Raw genomic sequence first — 16,924 nt, forward strand, 5'->3', positions numbered from 1 at the left:
TCAGCCTTAGCTGCCCACTTGTTGACCATATTACTGGGGTTTTTACTGCGCTGCAACATGATTCCAGCGCTCCCCTACGATTTGCCAGACCCGCCCCGCCTCGGTTAGGGTGCCGGCCATGAAACATGCCGCCCTGATCGTCGCCGGGGGCCGCGGCCTTCGCGCCGGCGGCGGAATCCCCAAGCAATACCAATATCTTGGTGGAATACCTGTGCTGCGGCACAGCCTGCTTGCCTGCCTCGCCCATCCGGCCATCGGCAAGGTGCAGGTGGTGATCCACCCCAACGACCAAGACCTCTATCATGCGGCGATACAGGGGCTGCCGTCTGCTGAAAAATTGGCCGCTGCCTGTTTTGGCGGCGAAACCCGGCAGGAGTCGACACGCCTGGGCCTTGAGGCCCTGAACGCCCTGCCTGAACCGCCCGCCACCGTGCTGATCCATGATGCCGCCCGGCCCTTCCTGAAGGCCGCCGCCATTGACCGCCTGCTCACCGCCCTGGGCCAGAGCCCGGGCGCGATCCTCGCGGTGCCGGTGGTGGATACGCTGAAACGCGCCGCAGGGCAAGATGGCCTGATCCAGGGCGGCGCCGACCGCAGCGGCCTGTGGCGTGCCCAGACCCCTCAGGCATTTCATTTCGGCGCCATCCTCGACGCCCACCGCACTGCTTCGGCTGCAAACCTGACCGACGATGCGGCGGTGGCTGAACAGGCTGGCCTGGCAGTGCAGCTGGTGCTTGGCGAAGAAGAAAACTTCAAGCTGACGGAACCCGGCGATTTTGCCCGCGCCGAACGGCAGTTACTGCTTGGCCTTGCCGATATCCGCATGGGCCAGGGCTATGATGTGCATGCCTTTGGCGACGAACCGGGGCGCAAGCTGATGCTGGCCGGCATCGAGGTGCCGCATAGCCGGTCGCTGGCCGGCCATTCCGATGCCGATGTCGGCCTGCACGCGCTGACCGATGCCATTCTCGGCGCGTTGGCCGATGGCGATATCGGCAAGCATTTCCCGCCCAGCGACATGCGCTGGAAGAACGCCGCCTCCGACCGCTTCCTGCAGCATGCCGCCGAACTGGTGGCGGCGCGCGGCGGCGTCATCGCCCATCTCGATCTCACCTTCATCTGCGAAGCGCCGAAGATCGGCCCGCATCGCGAAGCCATGCGCGCACGCATCGCCGAAATCTGCCACCTGGATACTGGCCGCGTGGCGGTGAAGGCCACCACCACGGAAGGCCTTGGCTTCACCGGCCGGCGCGAAGGCATCGCGGCGCAGGCACTTGCCACCATCCGGCTGCCGCTGTGAGTCTCAGCTTCCTCCTCGCCACCTGGTTCGGCCTCGGCAAGCTGCCAAAGGCGCCCGGCACCTGGGGCTCGCTCGGCGCCCTGCCCTTTGCATGGGTGCTGCAAAGCCTGGGCGGCCCGCTGGCGCTCGGCATCGGCTTTCTGGTGATCTGCGCCATTGCCTGGTGGTCGATCACCGACTTCCTGCACCGCTGGCCAGGCGAGGACCCGCAGGAAATCGTCATCGACGAAGTGGCCGGGCAATGGCTGGTGCTGCTGTTCGTGCCGCCCGATCTGCTGCTCTACGCCATCGGCTTCGTGCTGTTCCGCGTGCTGGACATCACCAAGCCCTGGCCGGCCTCCTGGGCCGATGGCACACTCTCCGGCACCGCCGGTGTATTCCTCGATGATGTGCTGGCGGCGATTTATGGCGCCATCGCCATGGCGCTACTCGTGCATTACTGGTGGTAACGATGCTGACTGACGAAAATCTCCGCCTCGCCGAAGCCCTGCTGCAAGCCTGCCGCGAGCGCAAGCTGAAGCTCGCCACGGCTGAAAGCTGCACCGGCGGCCTGATCTCCGCCACGCTGACCGAGATCGCCGGCTCGTCCGATGTATTCGAGCGCGGTTTCGTCACCTATTCAAATGAAGCCAAGTCGGCCAGCATCGGCGTGCCGGCGGAAATCGTTGCCGGCCACGGCGCCGTCTCGGAGCCGGTGGCCCGCGCCATGGCGGAAGGCACGCTGCGCCGCAGTCTCGCCGATATCGCCATTGCCTGCACCGGCGTTGCCGGCCCCGGCGCCTCGGGCCGCAAACCCGCCGGCCGTGTGCATATCGCGGTGGCGCGCAAGGGCGAGGAAACGCGCCACGCGCAGATGGATTACGGCGATATCGGCCGCGGCAAGGTGCGCCTGGCCACGGTGCGCGATGCACTCACCATGGCAATGGAAGCGGTGGCGGCCGCCCAGTAAACCATCATGGTCCGCGCAGGCGGACCATCCACGAGTTCTTTCATGCATTTATAAAAAAACAACGCGTGGATGCCCTGCCTACGCAGGGCATGACGAATGGATTTATATATCCGCCTGGCGTTTTACTTCACCCGAAGCGGCGATGCTGCCATCACGCACGAAGCGTTCATGGTTGGCATCGATCTCATCTAGCCGGTAGAGATAATTCACCATCAGGCCAGCGGATTCCTTGAAGCCCTTCTTCGAGCGGTCGCCGAGCCAGTTGAGGCGATGCACCTGTGAACCATTACTCAAGTGGAAGCGCGCAACGGGATCCCGCGGCTTGCCTTTGCTCTGTGCGGTGAGCAGGTAACGCGCGCCAAGCCGCAGCAGCGGCGCCTTGAGCGCCGCCGCCAGTTCCTCATTATCCGCCCAGGCATTATCTGCCAGGATTTCCGGCAGCATGCCCTTGGAGAAACGCTTGCCGAGCGCAGCCGACAGCGTATCGCGTTCCGCACTCTTCACCACATTGGGCAAACCTTCGGCGATGGCTTCCTTGAGCCAGGAGCGGAAACCCGGAATGGGCGACAGCGTCGAGAAGGTTTTCAGGTTTGGCAATTCGCGGCTCAGGTCATCAACCACGCGCTTGATCAGGAAGTTGCCAAAGGAAATGCCGCGCAGGCCAACCTGCGTGTTCGAGATTGAATAGAAGATCGCGGTATCGGCGGCGGCGGCCTCCAGCACCGGCTGGCTCTGATCCAGCAATGCCTGCACATTGCCGGCAATGCCGCGCACCAGCGCCACTTCCACGAAGATCAGCGGTTCCAGCGGCATGCGCGGATGGAAGAAGGCATAGCAGCGGCGGTCGCTATCCAGCCGGTTGCGCAGATCATCCCAGCTTTCGATGGCATGTACCGCCTCGTAGGCGATCAGCTTTTCCAGCAAGGCGGCCGGGCTGTTCCAGGTGATGCGCTGCAATTCTAGGAAGCCGATATCGAACCAGGCCGCGAACAGATCCTCCAGGTCGGCATCGAGGATCGCCAATTCCGGTGCCTGCCTGGTGAAGCGGTTGGCATCGGCCCGCATGTCGACCAGGAATTTCACGCCCTGCGGCAAAGCCGTGAACTGCGTCAGCAGCCGATGCCGTGCCGGTGTCAGCGACAGGCGCAGCCGGCGCTCGGCCTTGTGTCGTGTCACTGGATCATCGGCTTTCAACACGGCATCGATGGCGCTTTCGACACCTGATGGTGCCGCGCCGAAATCACTCGCCAGAGCCTGCAGGAAAGCGAGCCGGCCTTCTTCGTTCAAACCGAGATAGAGCCGCCCCAGCGAAGCGGCGCGGGCCCGCGCCGTCACTTCGCCGCCGCGTTCTTCCAGGCAATCGCGGAACAAGGCCAGCAGCCGCTCGCGGTCTTTCGGCCCCAGTGCGCCATCGCGGCCCAGGCTGGCTTCGCTGCCGGAAATGCCGCGCCAGGCATCGCGCAGGCCCCGGAGGCCCTTCTCGATCAGGGTGCTGGAAAGCAGGTTGCCGGCGGCCGGCGGCAGGGCAAGCATGGCGGACTCCCATCGTTCGGTGGGCGGGACGCTTACTTCTTACCGTATAATGCCTCGGCGCGGGTTTCAAAAGCCGCGACCATGCGCCGCACGGCTTCACTGAACAGTAATTCTATCGTCTTTTGCAGGATGCGGTTGCGGAACTCGAAATCGACAAAGAACTCGATCTCGCAGCCCTGTGGATGCGGGTGGAATATCCAGTGGTTGCGCAGGTATTTGAACGGCCCGTCGCTATAGGCGACATCGATGCGCTGCTTGGTCGGGTCCAGCGTCACGCGCGAGGTGAAACGCTCGCGAAACATCTTGAAGCCGATGATCAGGTCGGCCACCAGCAGGGCCTCGCTACGCTCGCGGATACGGGCGCCGATACACCAGGGCAGGAAGGTCGGGTAATGCTCGACAGCGGCCACCAGGTCGTAAAGCTGGTCCGGGCGATACGGCAGCACCCGCTTCTCGGCATGGGTCGGCATTATTCCGCAGCAGCCAGCTTGGCGAGACGGGCAGCTTTCAGCGCGGCGAAATCCTCGCCGGCATGATGCGACGAGCGCGTCATCGGCGACGACGCAACACGCAGGAAGCCCTTGGCGAGACCCAGCGTCTTGAATTCCAGGAATTCCGCGGGGGGGACGAAGCGTGCCACCGCCGCATGCTTGCGGGTCGGCTGCAGATACTGGCCGAGGGTAAGGAAATCCACATCCGCCACGCGCAGGTCATCCATCACCTGCATCAGTTCCAGCTTCTCCTCGCCCAGGCCAACCATCAGGCCAGACTTGGTGAAGATCGCCGGATCAAGCTCGCGCACGCGGGCGAGCAGTTGCAGCGAGGCGAAGTAGCGCGCGCCCGGCCGGATCGTCGGATACAGGCGCGGCACGGTTTCGAGATTGTGATTGTAGACATCGGGCTTGGCTTCCACCACCGCCTCGATAGCGCCGGGCTTGCGCAGGAAATCCGGGGTGAGCACTTCAACCGTGGTATCCGGCGAGGCACGGTGGATCGCCTGGATGGTGCGCACGAAATGCTTCGCGCCGCCATCGGCCAGGTCGTCGCGGTCCACCGAGGTGATCACCACATGATGCAGGCCGAGCTTGCCGACAGCTTCGGCGACATGCTCCGGCTCATCGTGGTCAATGCCGACCGGCTTGCCGGTGGCGACATTGCAGAAGGCGCAGGCGCGGGTGCAGACGGCACCGAGGATCATCACGGTGGCGTGCTTCTGCTTCCAGCATTCGCCGAGATTCGGGCAGGCCGCTTCCTCGCACACGGTGTTGAGCTTCAGGTCGCGCATCAGCTTGCGCGTCTCGGCCACTTCCGGCGAGGTCGGCGCCTTGGCGCGGATCCATTCCGGCTTGCGCAGCACGGGCGTATCCGGCTTGTGGGCTTTCTCAGGATGACGCAATTGCGACGTTACTTCAGTCACGATTTCCTCACGCTACTCTCGGGCGCCAGCACGGCTTCCAGCAGCACATCCAGGTCGCCGCGCAGCCTTGTGGCGGTCAGGCGGGCCGGCGGCAGGATCGCCTTGCGCTCCGTACTGCCCAGCGACAGCCGCATCACATAACTAGCGCCGTCGAGGCGATAGGAAAGCGCGTAATGCTTGCCATTGCTGCGCTCCACCACCACTTCCGCCAGCGGCGGCAATTCGGTGGCACGCTCAAACATACCGGCATCGAAGCGCGGCTTCACGACTATCCGACGTTCGGCCAAAGCCTCGGCGAAAGCCAGGAATGGCGGCATCGCCACGGTATCGAGATGCAGCCCCAGCCGGTCGAAGTCCTCGCGCTCACGCCGCGCCTTGGCATGAGCCAGGCGCTCCTGGTCATCCGTGGTCTGGGCGTTGCGCTTTTCGATCTCCGCCAGCTTGCGCAGGAAATGCTCTTTCATGACTCACTTAGATAGCACGTTGCGCCCAAGCCTGCGATACCAGCAGAAATCCCTAGAAATTCAATACCTTGCCATAGGCATCCAGTACCGACTCATGCATCATTTCGCTCAAAGTCGGATGCGGGAACACGGCATGCATCAGTTCCGCCTCGGTGGTTTCGAGCGTCTTGGCTATGCCGAAGCCCTGGATCATCTCGGTCACTTCCGCACCGATCATATGAGCGCCGAGCAATTCGCCGGTCTTGGCGTCGAACACGGTTTTCACCAAGCCCTCCGGCTCGCCCAGCGCAATCGCCTTGCCATTGGCCAGGAACGGGAAACGGCCGACGCGCACCTCATGGCCCTTGGCCTTGGCCGCCGCTTCGGTGAGGCCAACCGAGGCGATCTGCGGCGAGCAATAGGTGCAGCCCGGAATGTTCGAGGTATTGAGCGGATGCACATCCTTGAGGCCGGCGATCTTCTCGACGCAGATCACGCCCTCATGGCCGGCCTTGTGCGCCAGCCAGGGCGGGCCGGTAAGGTCGCCGATGGCATAGACGCCCGGCTCATCGGTGCGGCTGTATTCATCCACCACGATATGGGTGCGATCCACCTTCACCTTGGTGCCTTCGATGCCGATATTCTCGACATTGCCGACGATGCCGACGGCGAGGATGACGCGCTCGACCGTGACGGCGGTTTCCTTGCCAGCCTTGTCCTTCAGCGTGGCGGTGACGGTATCGCCGCCCTTCTTCAGCGCGGTCACCGTGGTGCCGAGATGGATTTTCATGCCCTGCTTCTCGAAAGCCTTCTTGGCCAGGGCGGAGATTTCCTCATCCTCCACCGGCAGCACGCGGTCCATCACCTCTACCACCGTCACTTCGGCGCCAAGCGTGCGGTAGAAGCTCGCGAATTCGATGCCGATGGCGCCGGAACCGACCACCAGCAGCGACTTCGGCATGGCCTGCGGCACCATGGCTTCCTTGTAGGTCCAGACCAGCTTGCCATCCGGCTCCAGACCGGGCAGCGAGCGCGCCCGCGCGCCGGTCGCCAGGATGATGTGCTTGGCGGTCAGGTCCGCCACCGGCTTGCCGTCCTTTGTCACCTTCAGTTTCCCGGGGCCGTTCAAGGCGCCATGGCCGTCGAACACCGTGATCTTGTTCTTCTTCATCAGGTGCTTCACGCCGCCGGAAAGCTGCGCCGCCACTTTGCGCGAGCGTTCGACGATCTTCGGCCCGTCAATCGTGACCTTGCCTTCAACCTTGAGGCCGAAAGCCTCGGCATGCTTGATGTGGGAATAGATTTCCGCCGAGCGCAGGAGCGCCTTGGTGGGGATACAGCCCCAGTTCAGGCAGATGCCGCCGAGATGCTCGCGCTCGATCACCGCGGTCTTGAAGCCAAGCTGCGTGGCGCGGATCGCCGTGGTGTAGCCGCCCGGACCGCTGCCGACGACGATGACATCGAATTGCGTGTCGCTCATGGCTCTCTCCTAGAGGGCTCTGTACTAAAGGGACCGGGTGATGCCGCCATCCACGCGCAGATTCTGCCCGGTGATGTAGCCAGCGGCGTCAGACAGCAGGAAGCTCACCGCGCCCGCGATTTCCGCCACGCGGCCATAACGCTGCATCGGAATGCGCGCCTTGCGCTCGGCCTTTTCCGGCAGGCTGTCGATAAAGCCCGGCAGCACATTGTTGATGCGGATGCCCTTGGGTGCATACTGGTCGGCATAAACCTTGGTGAAAGCCGCCAGCGAGGCGCGCACCGGACCGGAGACCGGGAAATCGGCTTCCGGTTCCAGCGTCGCATAGGTCAACAGGTTGACGATGGAACCGCTGCCCTGGCGCTCCATCACCGGTGTGACCAGGCGCAGCATGCGCACGACGCTCAAATGCACCAGTTCGAACCCCTGCAGCCAGGCGTCGTCGGTGATTTCCAGCAACGGGCCTTTCGGCGGATGGCCGGTATTGTTCACCACCGCATCGATGCGGCCATAGGTATCAAGCGTCAGCTTGACCAGTGCTTCGGTATCCGCCGTCACCGCATTGGAGCCGGCAAGGCCGATGCCGCCGAGGCTTTCAGCCAGCGTCTTGGCCGCACCGGAAGGCGACATGGCGGCGACCTTGTAGCCCTCGCCGGCCAATTGCTTGAGGATGCCGGCGCCCATGCCCTTGCCGGCACCGGTAACAATCGCGACTTTGCTCATACCGATTGCCTCACAGCAGCATGGTCAGCGGGTCTTCAACATAGCTCTTGAAGACCTGGAGGAATTCGGCGCCGACGGCACCATCGACGACGCGATGATCAACCGACAGCGTGCAGCTCATCACGGTGGCGACAGCCAACTGGCCGTTCTTCACCACCGCGCGCTGCTCGCCGGCACCAACCGCCAGGATGCAGCCCTGGGGCGGATTGATCACGGCGGCAAACTGCTTGATGCCGAACATGCCGAGGTTGGACACCGAGAAGGTGCCGCCCTGGAATTCCTCCGGCTTCAGCTTGCCATCGCGGGCACGGGCGGCGAGGTCCTTGGTTTCGGCGGCGATCTGCGCCAGCCCCTTGCCTTCCGCCGCCTTGACGATGGGCGTGATCAGGCCGTTCGGCGTCGCCACCGCCACCGAGATATCGGCATGCTCGTAATACATCAGGCCGGTCTCGTCGTAGGAACCATTGGCCGCCGGCACCTTCTTCAGTGCCAGGGCCACGGCGCGGACCACGAAATCATTGACGCTGATCTTGCTCTCCGCCTTGGCGTTGAGCCGCGTGCGCAGGCTGAGCAATTCATCCAGCTCGCAATCGATGGTGAGATAGAAATGCGGCACCGTCTGCTTGGACTCAGTGAGGCGCCGGGCGATGGTCTTGCGCATCATCGACAGCGGCTCAAGGCGGTACGGCATCTTGAGCAGATCGGCAAGCTGGCGCGCGCCCGGGCCAGCCGGCGCCGGCACGGCAGGCTTCGGTGCCGGAGCACCGGCAGCAGCCGGCGCGGCCTTCTTGGCGCCGCCGCCAGCCTTGGCGGCTTCAACATCCGCCTTCACGATGCGGCCATGCGGGCCGGATCCTGCAATCGCCTTGAGGTCGAGACTGGCATCCGCCGCAATGCGGCGCGCCAGCGGTGAAGCGAACACGCGCTCGCCGCCATGGGCCGGTGCAGATGCCGGTGCAGATGCTGCTGCCGCAGCGGGCGCTGGCTTCGGGGCCGGAGCAGCAGCCGGTGCGGCAGCTGCAGGAGCAGCGGCAGGCGCGGCTTTCGGTGCCGGGGCAGCGCCGGGCTTCTCATCCTCGCCACGCAGCAATGCAATGGGGGTATTCACCGCCACGCCTTCGGTGCCTTCGGCGATCAGGATTTTTTCCAGCACGCCTTCATCTACGGCTTCGAACTCCATCGTCGCCTTGTCGGTTTCGATCTCGGCCATCACATCGCCAGCCTTGACCGTATCGCCTTCCTTGATCAGCCACTTGGCCAGCTTGCCTTCCGTCATGGTCGGCGACAGCGCGGGCATCAGGATTTCTATGGGCATGATGCGCTCCTTCAGCGATAGCAGACGGCGCGCGCCGCCTCGATCACTTCAGCCACACTTGGCAAGGCCAGTTTTTCGAGATTGGCCGCATAGGGCATCGGCACATCCTTGCCGGTGACACGTAGCACCGGCGCATCGAGATGATCGAAAGCCTGCTCCATGACCCGGGCGGCGATCTCGGCACCGATGCCGGATTGCGGGAAGCCCTCTTCCACCGTCACCAGACGGTTGGTTTTCTGCACCGATGCGATGATCGTGGCGGTATCCATCGGACGGATGGTGCGCAGGTCGATCACCTCGGCCTCGATGCCCTGCTCGGCCAGCTTTTCGGCGGCCTGCAGGCAATAGCCGACCGAGATGGCATAGCCCACCAGGGTGACATCCTTGCCGGCGCGAGCGATGCGCGCCTTGCCGATCGGCACGACATAATCATCGAGCTTCGGCACCTCGAAGCTGCGGCCATAGAGAATCTCATTCTCCAGGAAAATCACTGGATTCGGATCGCGGATCGCCGCCTTGATCAGGCCCTTGAAATCGGCGGCGCTGTAGGGCGCCACCACCTTGAGGCCCGGGATATGCGAATACCACGCGGCATAGCACTGGCTATGCTGCGCCGCGACGCGGGCAGCGGCACCGTTCGGGCCACGGAACACGATGGGGCAGCCCATCTGGCCGCCAGACATGTAGAGCGTCTTGGCCGCCGAATTGACGATCTGGTCGATGGCCTGCATCGAGAAATTGAAGGTCATGAATTCGACGATGGGACGCAGGCCGCCGAAAGCCGCGCCGACACCAAGGCCGGTGAAGCCCATCTCGGTGATCGGCGTGTCGATCACGCGCTGCGGGCCGAATTCATCCAGCATGCCCTGACTGATCTTGTAGGCGCCCTGATACTGGCCGACTTCCTCGCCCATCAGGAACACACTCTTGTCGCGGCGCATCTCTTCCGACATGCCTTCGCGCAAGGCTTCGCGCACCGTCATGGTCACCATCTCGGTGCCCGGCGGAATATCGGGATCGGCCAGTTCCTTGGCCGGCTTGGCCGGGCTGGTCACCACAGCGGGCGCAGCCGCCGGTGCCGCCACAGGGGCCGCGGCCGGCGCAGGAGCCGCCTTGGCTGCAGCCGGGGCCGCTGCCTCGCCCTCGCCGCGCAGCAGCGCGATGGGTGTATTCACCGCCACGCCCTCGGTGCCTTCAGCGATCAGAATCTTTTCCAGCACGCCTTCATCGACGGCTTCGAATTCCATCGTCGCCTTGTCGGTTTCGATTTCAGCCATCACCTGGCCGGCCTTTACCTCGTCGCCTTCCTTGATCAGCCACTTCGACAGCTTGCCTTCCGTCATGGTCGGCGAAAGGGCGGGCATCAGAATCTCAATAGCCATGGTTATGTCCCTTCCCCGGCCTCAGGCGTCTACCGTGATGTCAGTCCAGAGTTCCGACGGATCGGGCTCGGGGCTGCTCTGGCTGAAATCGGCAGCCTTCTGCACCACTTCCTTCACTTCCTTGTCGATGGCCTTGAGCGCATCCTCGTCGCACAGCTTGTTGTCCAGCAGCATCTGGCGCACCTGATCGATCGGATCATGCTCGGCGCGCATCTTGTTCACTTCTTCCTTCGAGCGGTACTTCGCCGGATCGGACATCGAGTGGCCGCGATAGCGGTAGGTCATCATTTCGAGAATGACCGGCCCCTTGCCGGCGCGGCATTGCGCCACGGCTTCGGCACCCGCCTCGCGCACGGCGAGCACATTCATGCCATCGACCTGACGGCCCTGCACGCCGAAACTCTCGCCGCGCTTGTACAGCGCCGGCTGCGCCGAGGCGCGGGCCAGGGAGGTGCCCATGGCATACTGGTTATTCTCGATTACATAGACCACCGGCAGGTTCCAGAGCTCCGCCATGTTGAAGCTCTCATAGACCTGGCCCTGGTTGGCCGAGCCGTCACCGAAATAGCAGAAGGTCACATTGTCAGTGCTGTTGTACTTCTGCGCGAAGGCCAGCCCGGTGCCGAGCGGCACCTGGGCGCCAACGATGCCATGGCCGCCATAGAAATTCTTCTCGCGGCTGAACATGTGCATCGAGCCGCCCTTGCCCTTGGAATAGCCGCCGATGCGACCGGTCAACTCGGCCATCACGCCGCCCGGGTCCATGCCGCAGGCCAGCATATGGCCGTGATCGCGATAGGAGGTGATCACCGCATCGCCCTGCTTGGAGCAGGCCTGCAAACCCACCACCACTGCTTCCTGGCCGATATAGAGATGGCAGAAGCCGCCGATCAGGCCCATGCCGTAAAGCTGGCCGGCCTTCTCCTCGAAGCGGCGGATCAGCAGCATGTCGCGGTAATAGCCAAGCAGCGTGTCGGCATCGGGCAGCTTGGGCGCAGCAGCGGCCTTGCTCGGGCTTTTCGCCATCGGATTTCCTCCCGGGAAATGTCTTCAACCGGGAGCCAGGATGGCGATAAATTAAGTTAAAACAAGGACTTTCTGGTACTTAACCAAAAGTCGGTTAATCGGCGAAATTTTCAGTCGAAAAGTGCCGTTGCTAGCGTCCGAGAATTACCAATTCGCGGTTCGCGAGCAGGCCGAGCGAGCGGTGCGCCTGCTCTTCCAGCATGTCGGCATCCAGTCCACTGGCGCGCAGCAGGGTGACGCGGCGCTCAAGCTGCTTACGCTCGGCGGTGATCTCGCCCAAGGCAGCCTTGGTATCGTGGATTTGCACGGAGAGCCGGGTATAGGCGTTCAGCCCATGCTCGCCTTCCACGGCGTGATAGCCGAAATAGGCGATGGTGGCAAAACAGATCACCGGCACGATGGCGGCCAGTGAGTGACGTTTAATCTCGCGCAAAGCTCCCATGGCCTGAATCGAATCATATCCGAGTCGCGGGGTCAACAACAAAACTGTGATAACCGTCGATTCATGCCAGAGAGTCAAAGTCTTAGCCTGATTCCACCGAGTTTGAATCCTGGGCGTGCCGGCAAACCCGCTTTTGCAACCTGCAACACCCGCCTATGCTCATGCCATGCGCCGTGCCGAGACCCCGCCGCACCCCGATTGGCAGAGCCACCAGGCCGTGCTCGGTCTGGTCGATTCGGACGGGCCGATGCTGAATGATGCCTACAGCCTCAGCGCCGGCGAAATCGACCAGCTTGAGGCCGCCGCCGCGCATGTCGAGGAACTGACCCTGGAAGCCGTGGCCGCGTTGCTGACGGCCGGTGTGCCGGCGGAATTCGGCCTGGAGGAACCGGTCATCGCCATGGCGGCGGAAAGCTGGTCGCGGCAGGACAAGAACCTGATCGGCCGCCTCGACTTCGCCCTCACCGCCGATGGCGTGCCACGCCTGCTCGACATCGATGTGGTGGCCCCGCGCGGCCTGCTCCAGGCTGGCGTATTGCAGGCGGAATGGCGCGACTGGCACCGCCCCGACGACCGCCAGTTCAACCAGATTCATGAGACCCTGGTGCAAGCCTGGCGACATTTCGGCCTCTATGGCCATCGCGTGCATTTTCTTGAAGCTGCCCCATCCGAACAGATGGTGCTGACCTATCTGCGCGAGACCGCCTTGCAGGCCGGTGTCGAAGCGGTGGCGATTGCCGCCGACCAGCTGGCCTGGAATGGCCGCCGCCTGCTGGATCAGTGGCGCCGCCCGATCACCCGGCTCTGCGTGCAACGGCCCTGGCAGGATCTGCGGGTCGCCAACCTGCTGCGCCCGAGCGGTGTGCGGGTGATCGAGCCGGCCTGGAAGGCGCTGCTCGCCAGCCCGGCCTTCCTGCCCTGGCTGCGCCGCCGCCATGGCGAGGAAGCCTTGCTCAGCCCCGCGCCCGTGGGCGGGCCGATACTCGGCATGTGGATGATCGCCTCAAGGCCATCGGGCCTGGGTATTCACGACCCGGCCACCGGCCAGGTGATCCCGCATTTCGTACCCGGCTGACGCCCCAGTAGAGACCAAATGGCCTAGCGGCAACGCTGCAAACGGCGATCGCTCTCGATGGCTTCGTCGAGCACCACCAGGCGGTTGGCGGTGTAGTCCAGGATATGCAGCATCCAGGGGCGGTCCGGCTCGTCATTGGCGATGAGCGTCACGCGGTCGCGCGCCAGCTTCCAGGTGCCTTCGCGCGGCTCTTCCTCAAGCTGCGAGCGGAAACTGCCATCGCGTTCGAAGGCGATGAATTCCAGGTCGCATTGCCCCTGGCTCGACGCCCAGCGGCCAGCCAAGTCTACGGATTGCGCCGAGACGGGGGCCGCGAAGAGCGCCGCCGCGAGAAAGAGAAAAGCGGCGGCGCGCATCTGTATCAGGCCCGCTTCAGGGCAGCGAGGCCCGGATAGCGCGCGGCGCGGCCGAGTTCCTGCTCGATGCGCAGCAGCTGGTTGTACTTCGCCAGACGGTCGGAACGCGCCAGAGAGCCGGTCTTGATCTGGCCGCAATTGGTGGCAACCGCGAGGTCGGCAATGGTGCTGTCCTCGGTCTCGCCCGAGCGGTGGCTCATCACGGCGGTGTAGCCGTTCTTATGCGCCAGTTCGACGGCTTCCAGCGTTTCCGACAGCGTGCCGATCTGGTTCACCTTGACCAGGATCGAGTTGCCGACGCCCTGCTTGATGCCATCGGCCAGCCGCTTCGGGTTGGTGACGAAGAGATCGTCGCCAACGAGCTGCACTTTGCCGCCGATGCCATCGGTGAGCAGCTTCCAGCCGGCCCAGTCGTCTTCCGCCATGCCGTCCTCGATGGAGACGATCGGATAGCCCGAAACCAGGTCCTTCCAGTAGGCGGCCATGCCGGCGGGGTCGAGGGTCTTGCCCTCGCCTTCCAGGTGATACTTGCCGTCCTTGAAGAATTCGGTGGAAGCCGCATCCAGCGCCAGCATCACATCGACGCCCGGCTTGTAGCCGGCATCGGTGATCGCCTGCATCACGAAATCCAGCGCCGCGCGGGTGGAAGCGAGGTTCGGCGCGAAGCCGCCTTCGTCGCCGACATTGGTGTTGTGGCCGGCGGCTTTCAACTTCTGCTTCAGGGTATGGAACACCTCGGTGCCCATGCGCAGGCCTTCGGCGAAGCTGGCGCCGCCCACCGGCATGATCATGAATTCCTGCACGTCGATGGGATTATCGGCATGGGCGCCGCCGTTGATGATGTTCATCATCGGCACCGGCAGCCAATGCGCCGCGGCGCCGCCGACATAGCGATACAGCGGCAGGTCGGCCTCGTCGGCCGCCGCCTTTGCTACTGCAAGGCTCACACCGAGAATAGCATTCGCGCCAAGGCGAGCCTTGTTCGGCGTGCCGTCCAGTTCGATCAGGGTGCGGTCGATGCTGAGCTGCTCGGAGGCTTCCAGGCCGGAAATGGCATCGAAGATCTCGCCGTTCACGGCCGCGACCGCCTTCTGCACGCCCTTGCCGAGATAGCGCTTCTTGTCGCCATCGCGCAGTTCAACGGCTTCATGGGCGCCGGTGGAGGCGCCCGAGGGCACGGCCGCGCGGCCCGAAGCGCCGCTATCCAGCACCACATCCACCTCAACGGTCGGGTTGCCCCGGCTGTCGAGAATTTCACGCGCCACGATGTCGCGAATACCGCTCATGTCTGCTGCCCCTGGAAGCTTCGGAAAACCGCGCGAAGGGATAGCCCGCCAGGGCGATTCGGGCAAGGGACGGGCTGCCGCTATAGCGGCCCCTGGGCAGATGTTTCCCGCCGCGAAAGCATGGCTCCTCTTCTCTCCCCCGGAAACGGAAAGAGAATATCGCCCCCCGAAATACCATTACTTTGCGGAATCCGGCCCGGGCTGGCCGCGCCTGCCGGTCAATTCCTGGCTTCGCGGATGCTCAGTCGCAGCGAGCCGGTGGGCATGGGCAGGGTCGGAGCAGCGCCGCCGCCGGAAGTCATCGGCACCATGACGCTGCCGATCATCACAGGCACCATCACCATCGGAGTGGTTACCGCACGAGAATCCTGCTGACCAATGGCGCCGGCATAGATCACCATATAGCGGGGCTGAAAGTTCTCGGTGTTGATCTGGATACGGGCTTCCAGACCAGCCCCTTCGAACAGACCCTCGCGGGCATAGCGGAAGGCGGATTGGTCGATGGCCATAATCTGCTGCTTGTTGGCATCCAGAAACAGCACCGATGGATGCAGGATCGGCATATGCTCCTGATATGGCGCATAGGCAAAATAACTGCGCAGGCTGAGTACGGCTGGCTTCGGATCAGCCGGCAGCTCATAGGCAGCGATATAGCGATTGCGGCCTAAAACTTCATAAACCGGCGATGCCGGGGTGATTTCCACAGAGATATTCTGTCCGCTTGGCGCTTTGGCAAAAGGCAGTTCGTCCAGACGCGTGCAGCATGGTTTGGCCGCGTCGAGCTGCGACACCTGCTGCCGGGCCGTCTCCTGCGTGACACATCCTGCAAGTCCGGCCAGAATCGCAATCAAGGAGAAAAATTGGCGCATACAACCCTCAAAGAATTTATCTCTGCCGAGATAATATCCTCAAGAGTTGCAATCGTCTATCTATGCACGACGTACGGGCGTCAATACGCCTTCGCCAGATGGTCGAATTCGAGCAGCTGCTCCAGCACGGCTTCCATCTGGTCGAACGGCACCATGTTGGGGCCGTCGGAGGGGGCTGAGTCCGGGTCCTTGTGGGTCTCCATGAACACGGCGGCCACGCCGATGGCGACCGCGCCGCGCGCCAGCACCGGCACGAAGCGGCGGTCGCCGCCCGAGGTGGTGCCGCGGCCGCCCGGCTGCTGCACCGAGTGGGTGGCGTCGAACACCACCGGACAGCCGGTCTCGGCCATGATCGGCAAGGCCCGCATGTCGTTGACCAGGGTGTTGTAGCCGAAGCTGACACCGCGCTCGCAGAGCATCACATTGGGATTGCCGACATGGTCGAATTTCTCGACGATGTTCTTCATGTCCCAGGGGGCCAGGAACTGGCCCTTCTTCACATTCACCGGCAGGCCGGTCTGGGCGGCGGCCACCAGCAGGTCGGTCTGGCGGCAGAGGAAGGCCGGAATCTGCAGCAGGTCGACGCTATCGGCGAGTTGGCCGCACTGCTCGGGCGAATGTACATCGGTGATGACCGGCAAACCGAGCGTATCGCGGATTTCCTGGAACACCGGCAGGGCGGTTTCCAGGCCGATGCCGCGATTGGAGCGGATCGAGGAGCGGTTCGCCTTATCGAAGGACGACTTGTAGATCAGGTTGATGCCGAGCTTGTCGGTAAGGTCCTTCAAGCTGCCGGCCATGTCCAGCGCATGCATACGGCTTTCCATGGCGCAGGGGCCGGCGATCAGCACCAGCGGCATGTCGTTGCCGATCTGGAATTCGCCAACCTTGACGTGGCGCACGGGGGGCAGGTTTTCGTCTTTGCTCATAGCCCCAATATAGGGGATTCCCGAAATATTTCCATCCGTCCTGCATGGCCATGGAACCGGGAAATTGCATCCCCCTGGTGGCGTTCACCGCGAAGCGGAAAGCACCTGATACAACACCGCAGCCAGCACAGCCGAAAACAGCGGCAGGTACAGTGCAGTCACCGCCATCACGGCACGGCCCTGCCGCATGGAATAGCCGGCAAATAGCAGGCAGATCATGCAGGCCAGCGGAAGAGCGAGCATGCCGGCCACCCCGAACATCCGGGATATCGCTGACAGCATGTTGAGGGGGAAAAATGTCGTGCCGCCAGCGCCGCTGCTCACCGCCAGCAGCAGGAAATACGCAAGCAGCAACAGGAAATTCAGCATCAGCCCGAGCGTGAACAGCCCAGGCTTGTC

At 63.5% G+C, this 16,924-nt stretch carries 19 protein-coding genes; 4 read left to right on the top strand and 15 right to left on the bottom strand.

Going from position 1 to position 16,924, the window contains the following annotated elements:
• The first annotated feature begins 118 nt into the window (after positions 1–118).
• Genes ACQY7X_RS20675 through ACQY7X_RS20685 form a run of 3 tightly spaced genes read left to right on the top strand, consistent with a single transcriptional unit; the run spans position 119 to position 2,249 of the window.
• Positions 119–1,300 (top strand): bifunctional 2-C-methyl-D-erythritol 4-phosphate cytidylyltransferase/2-C-methyl-D-erythritol 2,4-cyclodiphosphate synthase, encoded by a 1,182-nt coding sequence (locus tag ACQY7X_RS20675; RefSeq protein ID WP_428247383.1) that lies wholly within the window; start codon positions 119–121, stop codon positions 1,298–1,300.
• Complete coding sequence (locus ACQY7X_RS20680) at positions 1,297–1,749, top strand: phosphatidylglycerophosphatase A family protein (RefSeq protein WP_428247384.1); 453 nt, start codon at positions 1,297–1,299, stop codon at positions 1,747–1,749. The genes ACQY7X_RS20675 and ACQY7X_RS20680 overlap by 4 nt, the downstream gene beginning before the upstream one ends.
• A gap of 2 nt (positions 1,750–1,751) precedes the next feature.
• Positions 1,752–2,249 (top strand): CinA family protein, encoded by a 498-nt coding sequence (locus ACQY7X_RS20685; protein WP_428247385.1) that lies wholly within the window; start codon positions 1,752–1,754, stop codon positions 2,247–2,249.
• 102 nt (positions 2,250–2,351) lie between these two features.
• On the opposite strand, the gene ACQY7X_RS20690 is transcribed toward ACQY7X_RS20685, so the two are convergent.
• The 10 genes from ACQY7X_RS20690 to ACQY7X_RS20735 all read right to left on the bottom strand — a co-directional run bounded on the left by ACQY7X_RS20690 (position 2,352) and on the right by ACQY7X_RS20735 (position 12,001).
• Entirely contained in the window at positions 2,352–3,782 is a 1,431-nt protein-coding gene (locus ACQY7X_RS20690; protein ID WP_428247386.1) for a malonyl-CoA decarboxylase, read from the bottom strand.
• Between the two features lie 32 nt (positions 3,783–3,814).
• The gene (locus tag ACQY7X_RS20695; protein WP_428247387.1) at positions 3,815–4,252 is read right to left on the bottom strand and encodes a type II toxin-antitoxin system RatA family toxin; all 438 of its coding nucleotides are present in this window, start codon (positions 4,250–4,252) and stop codon (positions 3,815–3,817) included.
• Entirely contained in the window at positions 4,252–5,199 is a 948-nt protein-coding gene (lipA, locus tag ACQY7X_RS20700; protein WP_428247388.1) for a lipoyl synthase, read from the bottom strand. The genes ACQY7X_RS20695 and lipA overlap by 1 nt, the downstream gene beginning before the upstream one ends.
• Positions 5,196–5,663 carry a hypothetical protein gene (locus tag ACQY7X_RS20705; RefSeq protein WP_428247389.1) on the bottom strand — a complete coding sequence of 156 codons (468 nt, stop codon included), beginning with the start codon at positions 5,661–5,663 and terminating at the stop codon, positions 5,196–5,198. Before ACQY7X_RS20705 ends, lipA begins: the two co-directional genes overlap by 4 nt.
• A gap of 52 nt (positions 5,664–5,715) precedes the next feature.
• Entirely contained in the window at positions 5,716–7,122 is a 1,407-nt protein-coding gene (lpdA, locus tag ACQY7X_RS20710) for a dihydrolipoyl dehydrogenase (protein WP_428247390.1), read from the bottom strand.
• A 24-nt stretch (positions 7,123–7,146) separates the two neighbouring features.
• Positions 7,147–7,845 carry an SDR family oxidoreductase gene (locus ACQY7X_RS20715; RefSeq protein WP_428247391.1) on the bottom strand — a complete coding sequence of 233 codons (699 nt, stop codon included), beginning with the start codon at positions 7,843–7,845 and terminating at the stop codon, positions 7,147–7,149.
• A 10-nt stretch (positions 7,846–7,855) separates the two neighbouring features.
• A complete protein-coding gene (locus tag ACQY7X_RS20720; protein ID WP_428247392.1) occupies positions 7,856–9,160 on the bottom strand; it encodes a pyruvate dehydrogenase complex dihydrolipoamide acetyltransferase in 1,305 nt (434 codons plus the stop codon).
• An 11-nt stretch (positions 9,161–9,171) separates the two neighbouring features.
• The gene (locus ACQY7X_RS20725; protein WP_428247393.1) at positions 9,172–10,542 is read right to left on the bottom strand and encodes a pyruvate dehydrogenase complex E1 component subunit beta; all 1,371 of its coding nucleotides are present in this window, start codon (positions 10,540–10,542) and stop codon (positions 9,172–9,174) included.
• Positions 10,543–10,563: 21 nt separating this feature from the next.
• Positions 10,564–11,568 carry a pyruvate dehydrogenase (acetyl-transferring) E1 component subunit alpha gene (gene pdhA, locus ACQY7X_RS20730; RefSeq protein ID WP_428247394.1) on the bottom strand — a complete coding sequence of 335 codons (1,005 nt, stop codon included), beginning with the start codon at positions 11,566–11,568 and terminating at the stop codon, positions 10,564–10,566.
• 130 nt (positions 11,569–11,698) lie between these two features.
• Positions 11,699–12,001 (bottom strand): FtsB family cell division protein, encoded by a 303-nt coding sequence (locus tag ACQY7X_RS20735; RefSeq protein ID WP_428247395.1) that lies wholly within the window; start codon positions 11,999–12,001, stop codon positions 11,699–11,701.
• A 175-nt stretch (positions 12,002–12,176) separates the two neighbouring features.
• Between ACQY7X_RS20735 and ACQY7X_RS20740 the strand changes: the two genes are divergently transcribed.
• Positions 12,177–13,085 (top strand): glutathionylspermidine synthase family protein, encoded by a 909-nt coding sequence (locus tag ACQY7X_RS20740; protein ID WP_428247396.1) that lies wholly within the window; start codon positions 12,177–12,179, stop codon positions 13,083–13,085.
• 23 nt (positions 13,086–13,108) lie between these two features.
• Here the strand turns inward: ACQY7X_RS20740 and ACQY7X_RS20745 are convergent, their stop codons facing one another.
• From ACQY7X_RS20745 to ACQY7X_RS20765, 5 genes are all read right to left on the bottom strand, one after another.
• Entirely contained in the window at positions 13,109–13,441 is a 333-nt protein-coding gene (locus tag ACQY7X_RS20745) for a hypothetical protein (protein WP_428247397.1), read from the bottom strand.
• A gap of 5 nt (positions 13,442–13,446) precedes the next feature.
• Complete coding sequence (eno, locus tag ACQY7X_RS20750; RefSeq protein ID WP_428247398.1) at positions 13,447–14,727, bottom strand: phosphopyruvate hydratase; 1,281 nt, start codon at positions 14,725–14,727, stop codon at positions 13,447–13,449.
• A 218-nt stretch (positions 14,728–14,945) separates the two neighbouring features.
• Positions 14,946–15,596: a MalM family protein gene (locus tag ACQY7X_RS20755; protein WP_428247399.1), complete on the bottom strand. Its 651-nt coding sequence runs from the start codon at positions 15,594–15,596 to the stop codon at positions 14,946–14,948.
• 80 nt (positions 15,597–15,676) lie between these two features.
• A complete protein-coding gene (gene kdsA / locus ACQY7X_RS20760) occupies positions 15,677–16,525 on the bottom strand; it encodes a 3-deoxy-8-phosphooctulonate synthase (protein WP_428247400.1) in 849 nt (282 codons plus the stop codon).
• Positions 16,526–16,609: 84 nt separating this feature from the next.
• Positions 16,610–16,894: a hypothetical protein gene (locus ACQY7X_RS20765; RefSeq protein WP_428247401.1), complete on the bottom strand. Its 285-nt coding sequence runs from the start codon at positions 16,892–16,894 to the stop codon at positions 16,610–16,612.
• Between the last annotated feature and the right edge of the window lie 30 nt (positions 16,895–16,924).

The sequence above is a fragment of the Ferrovibrio sp. genome (assembly GCF_965278975.1).
In the GTDB taxonomy this organism is placed as follows: Bacteria; Pseudomonadota; Alphaproteobacteria; order Ferrovibrionales; family Ferrovibrionaceae; genus Ferrovibrio.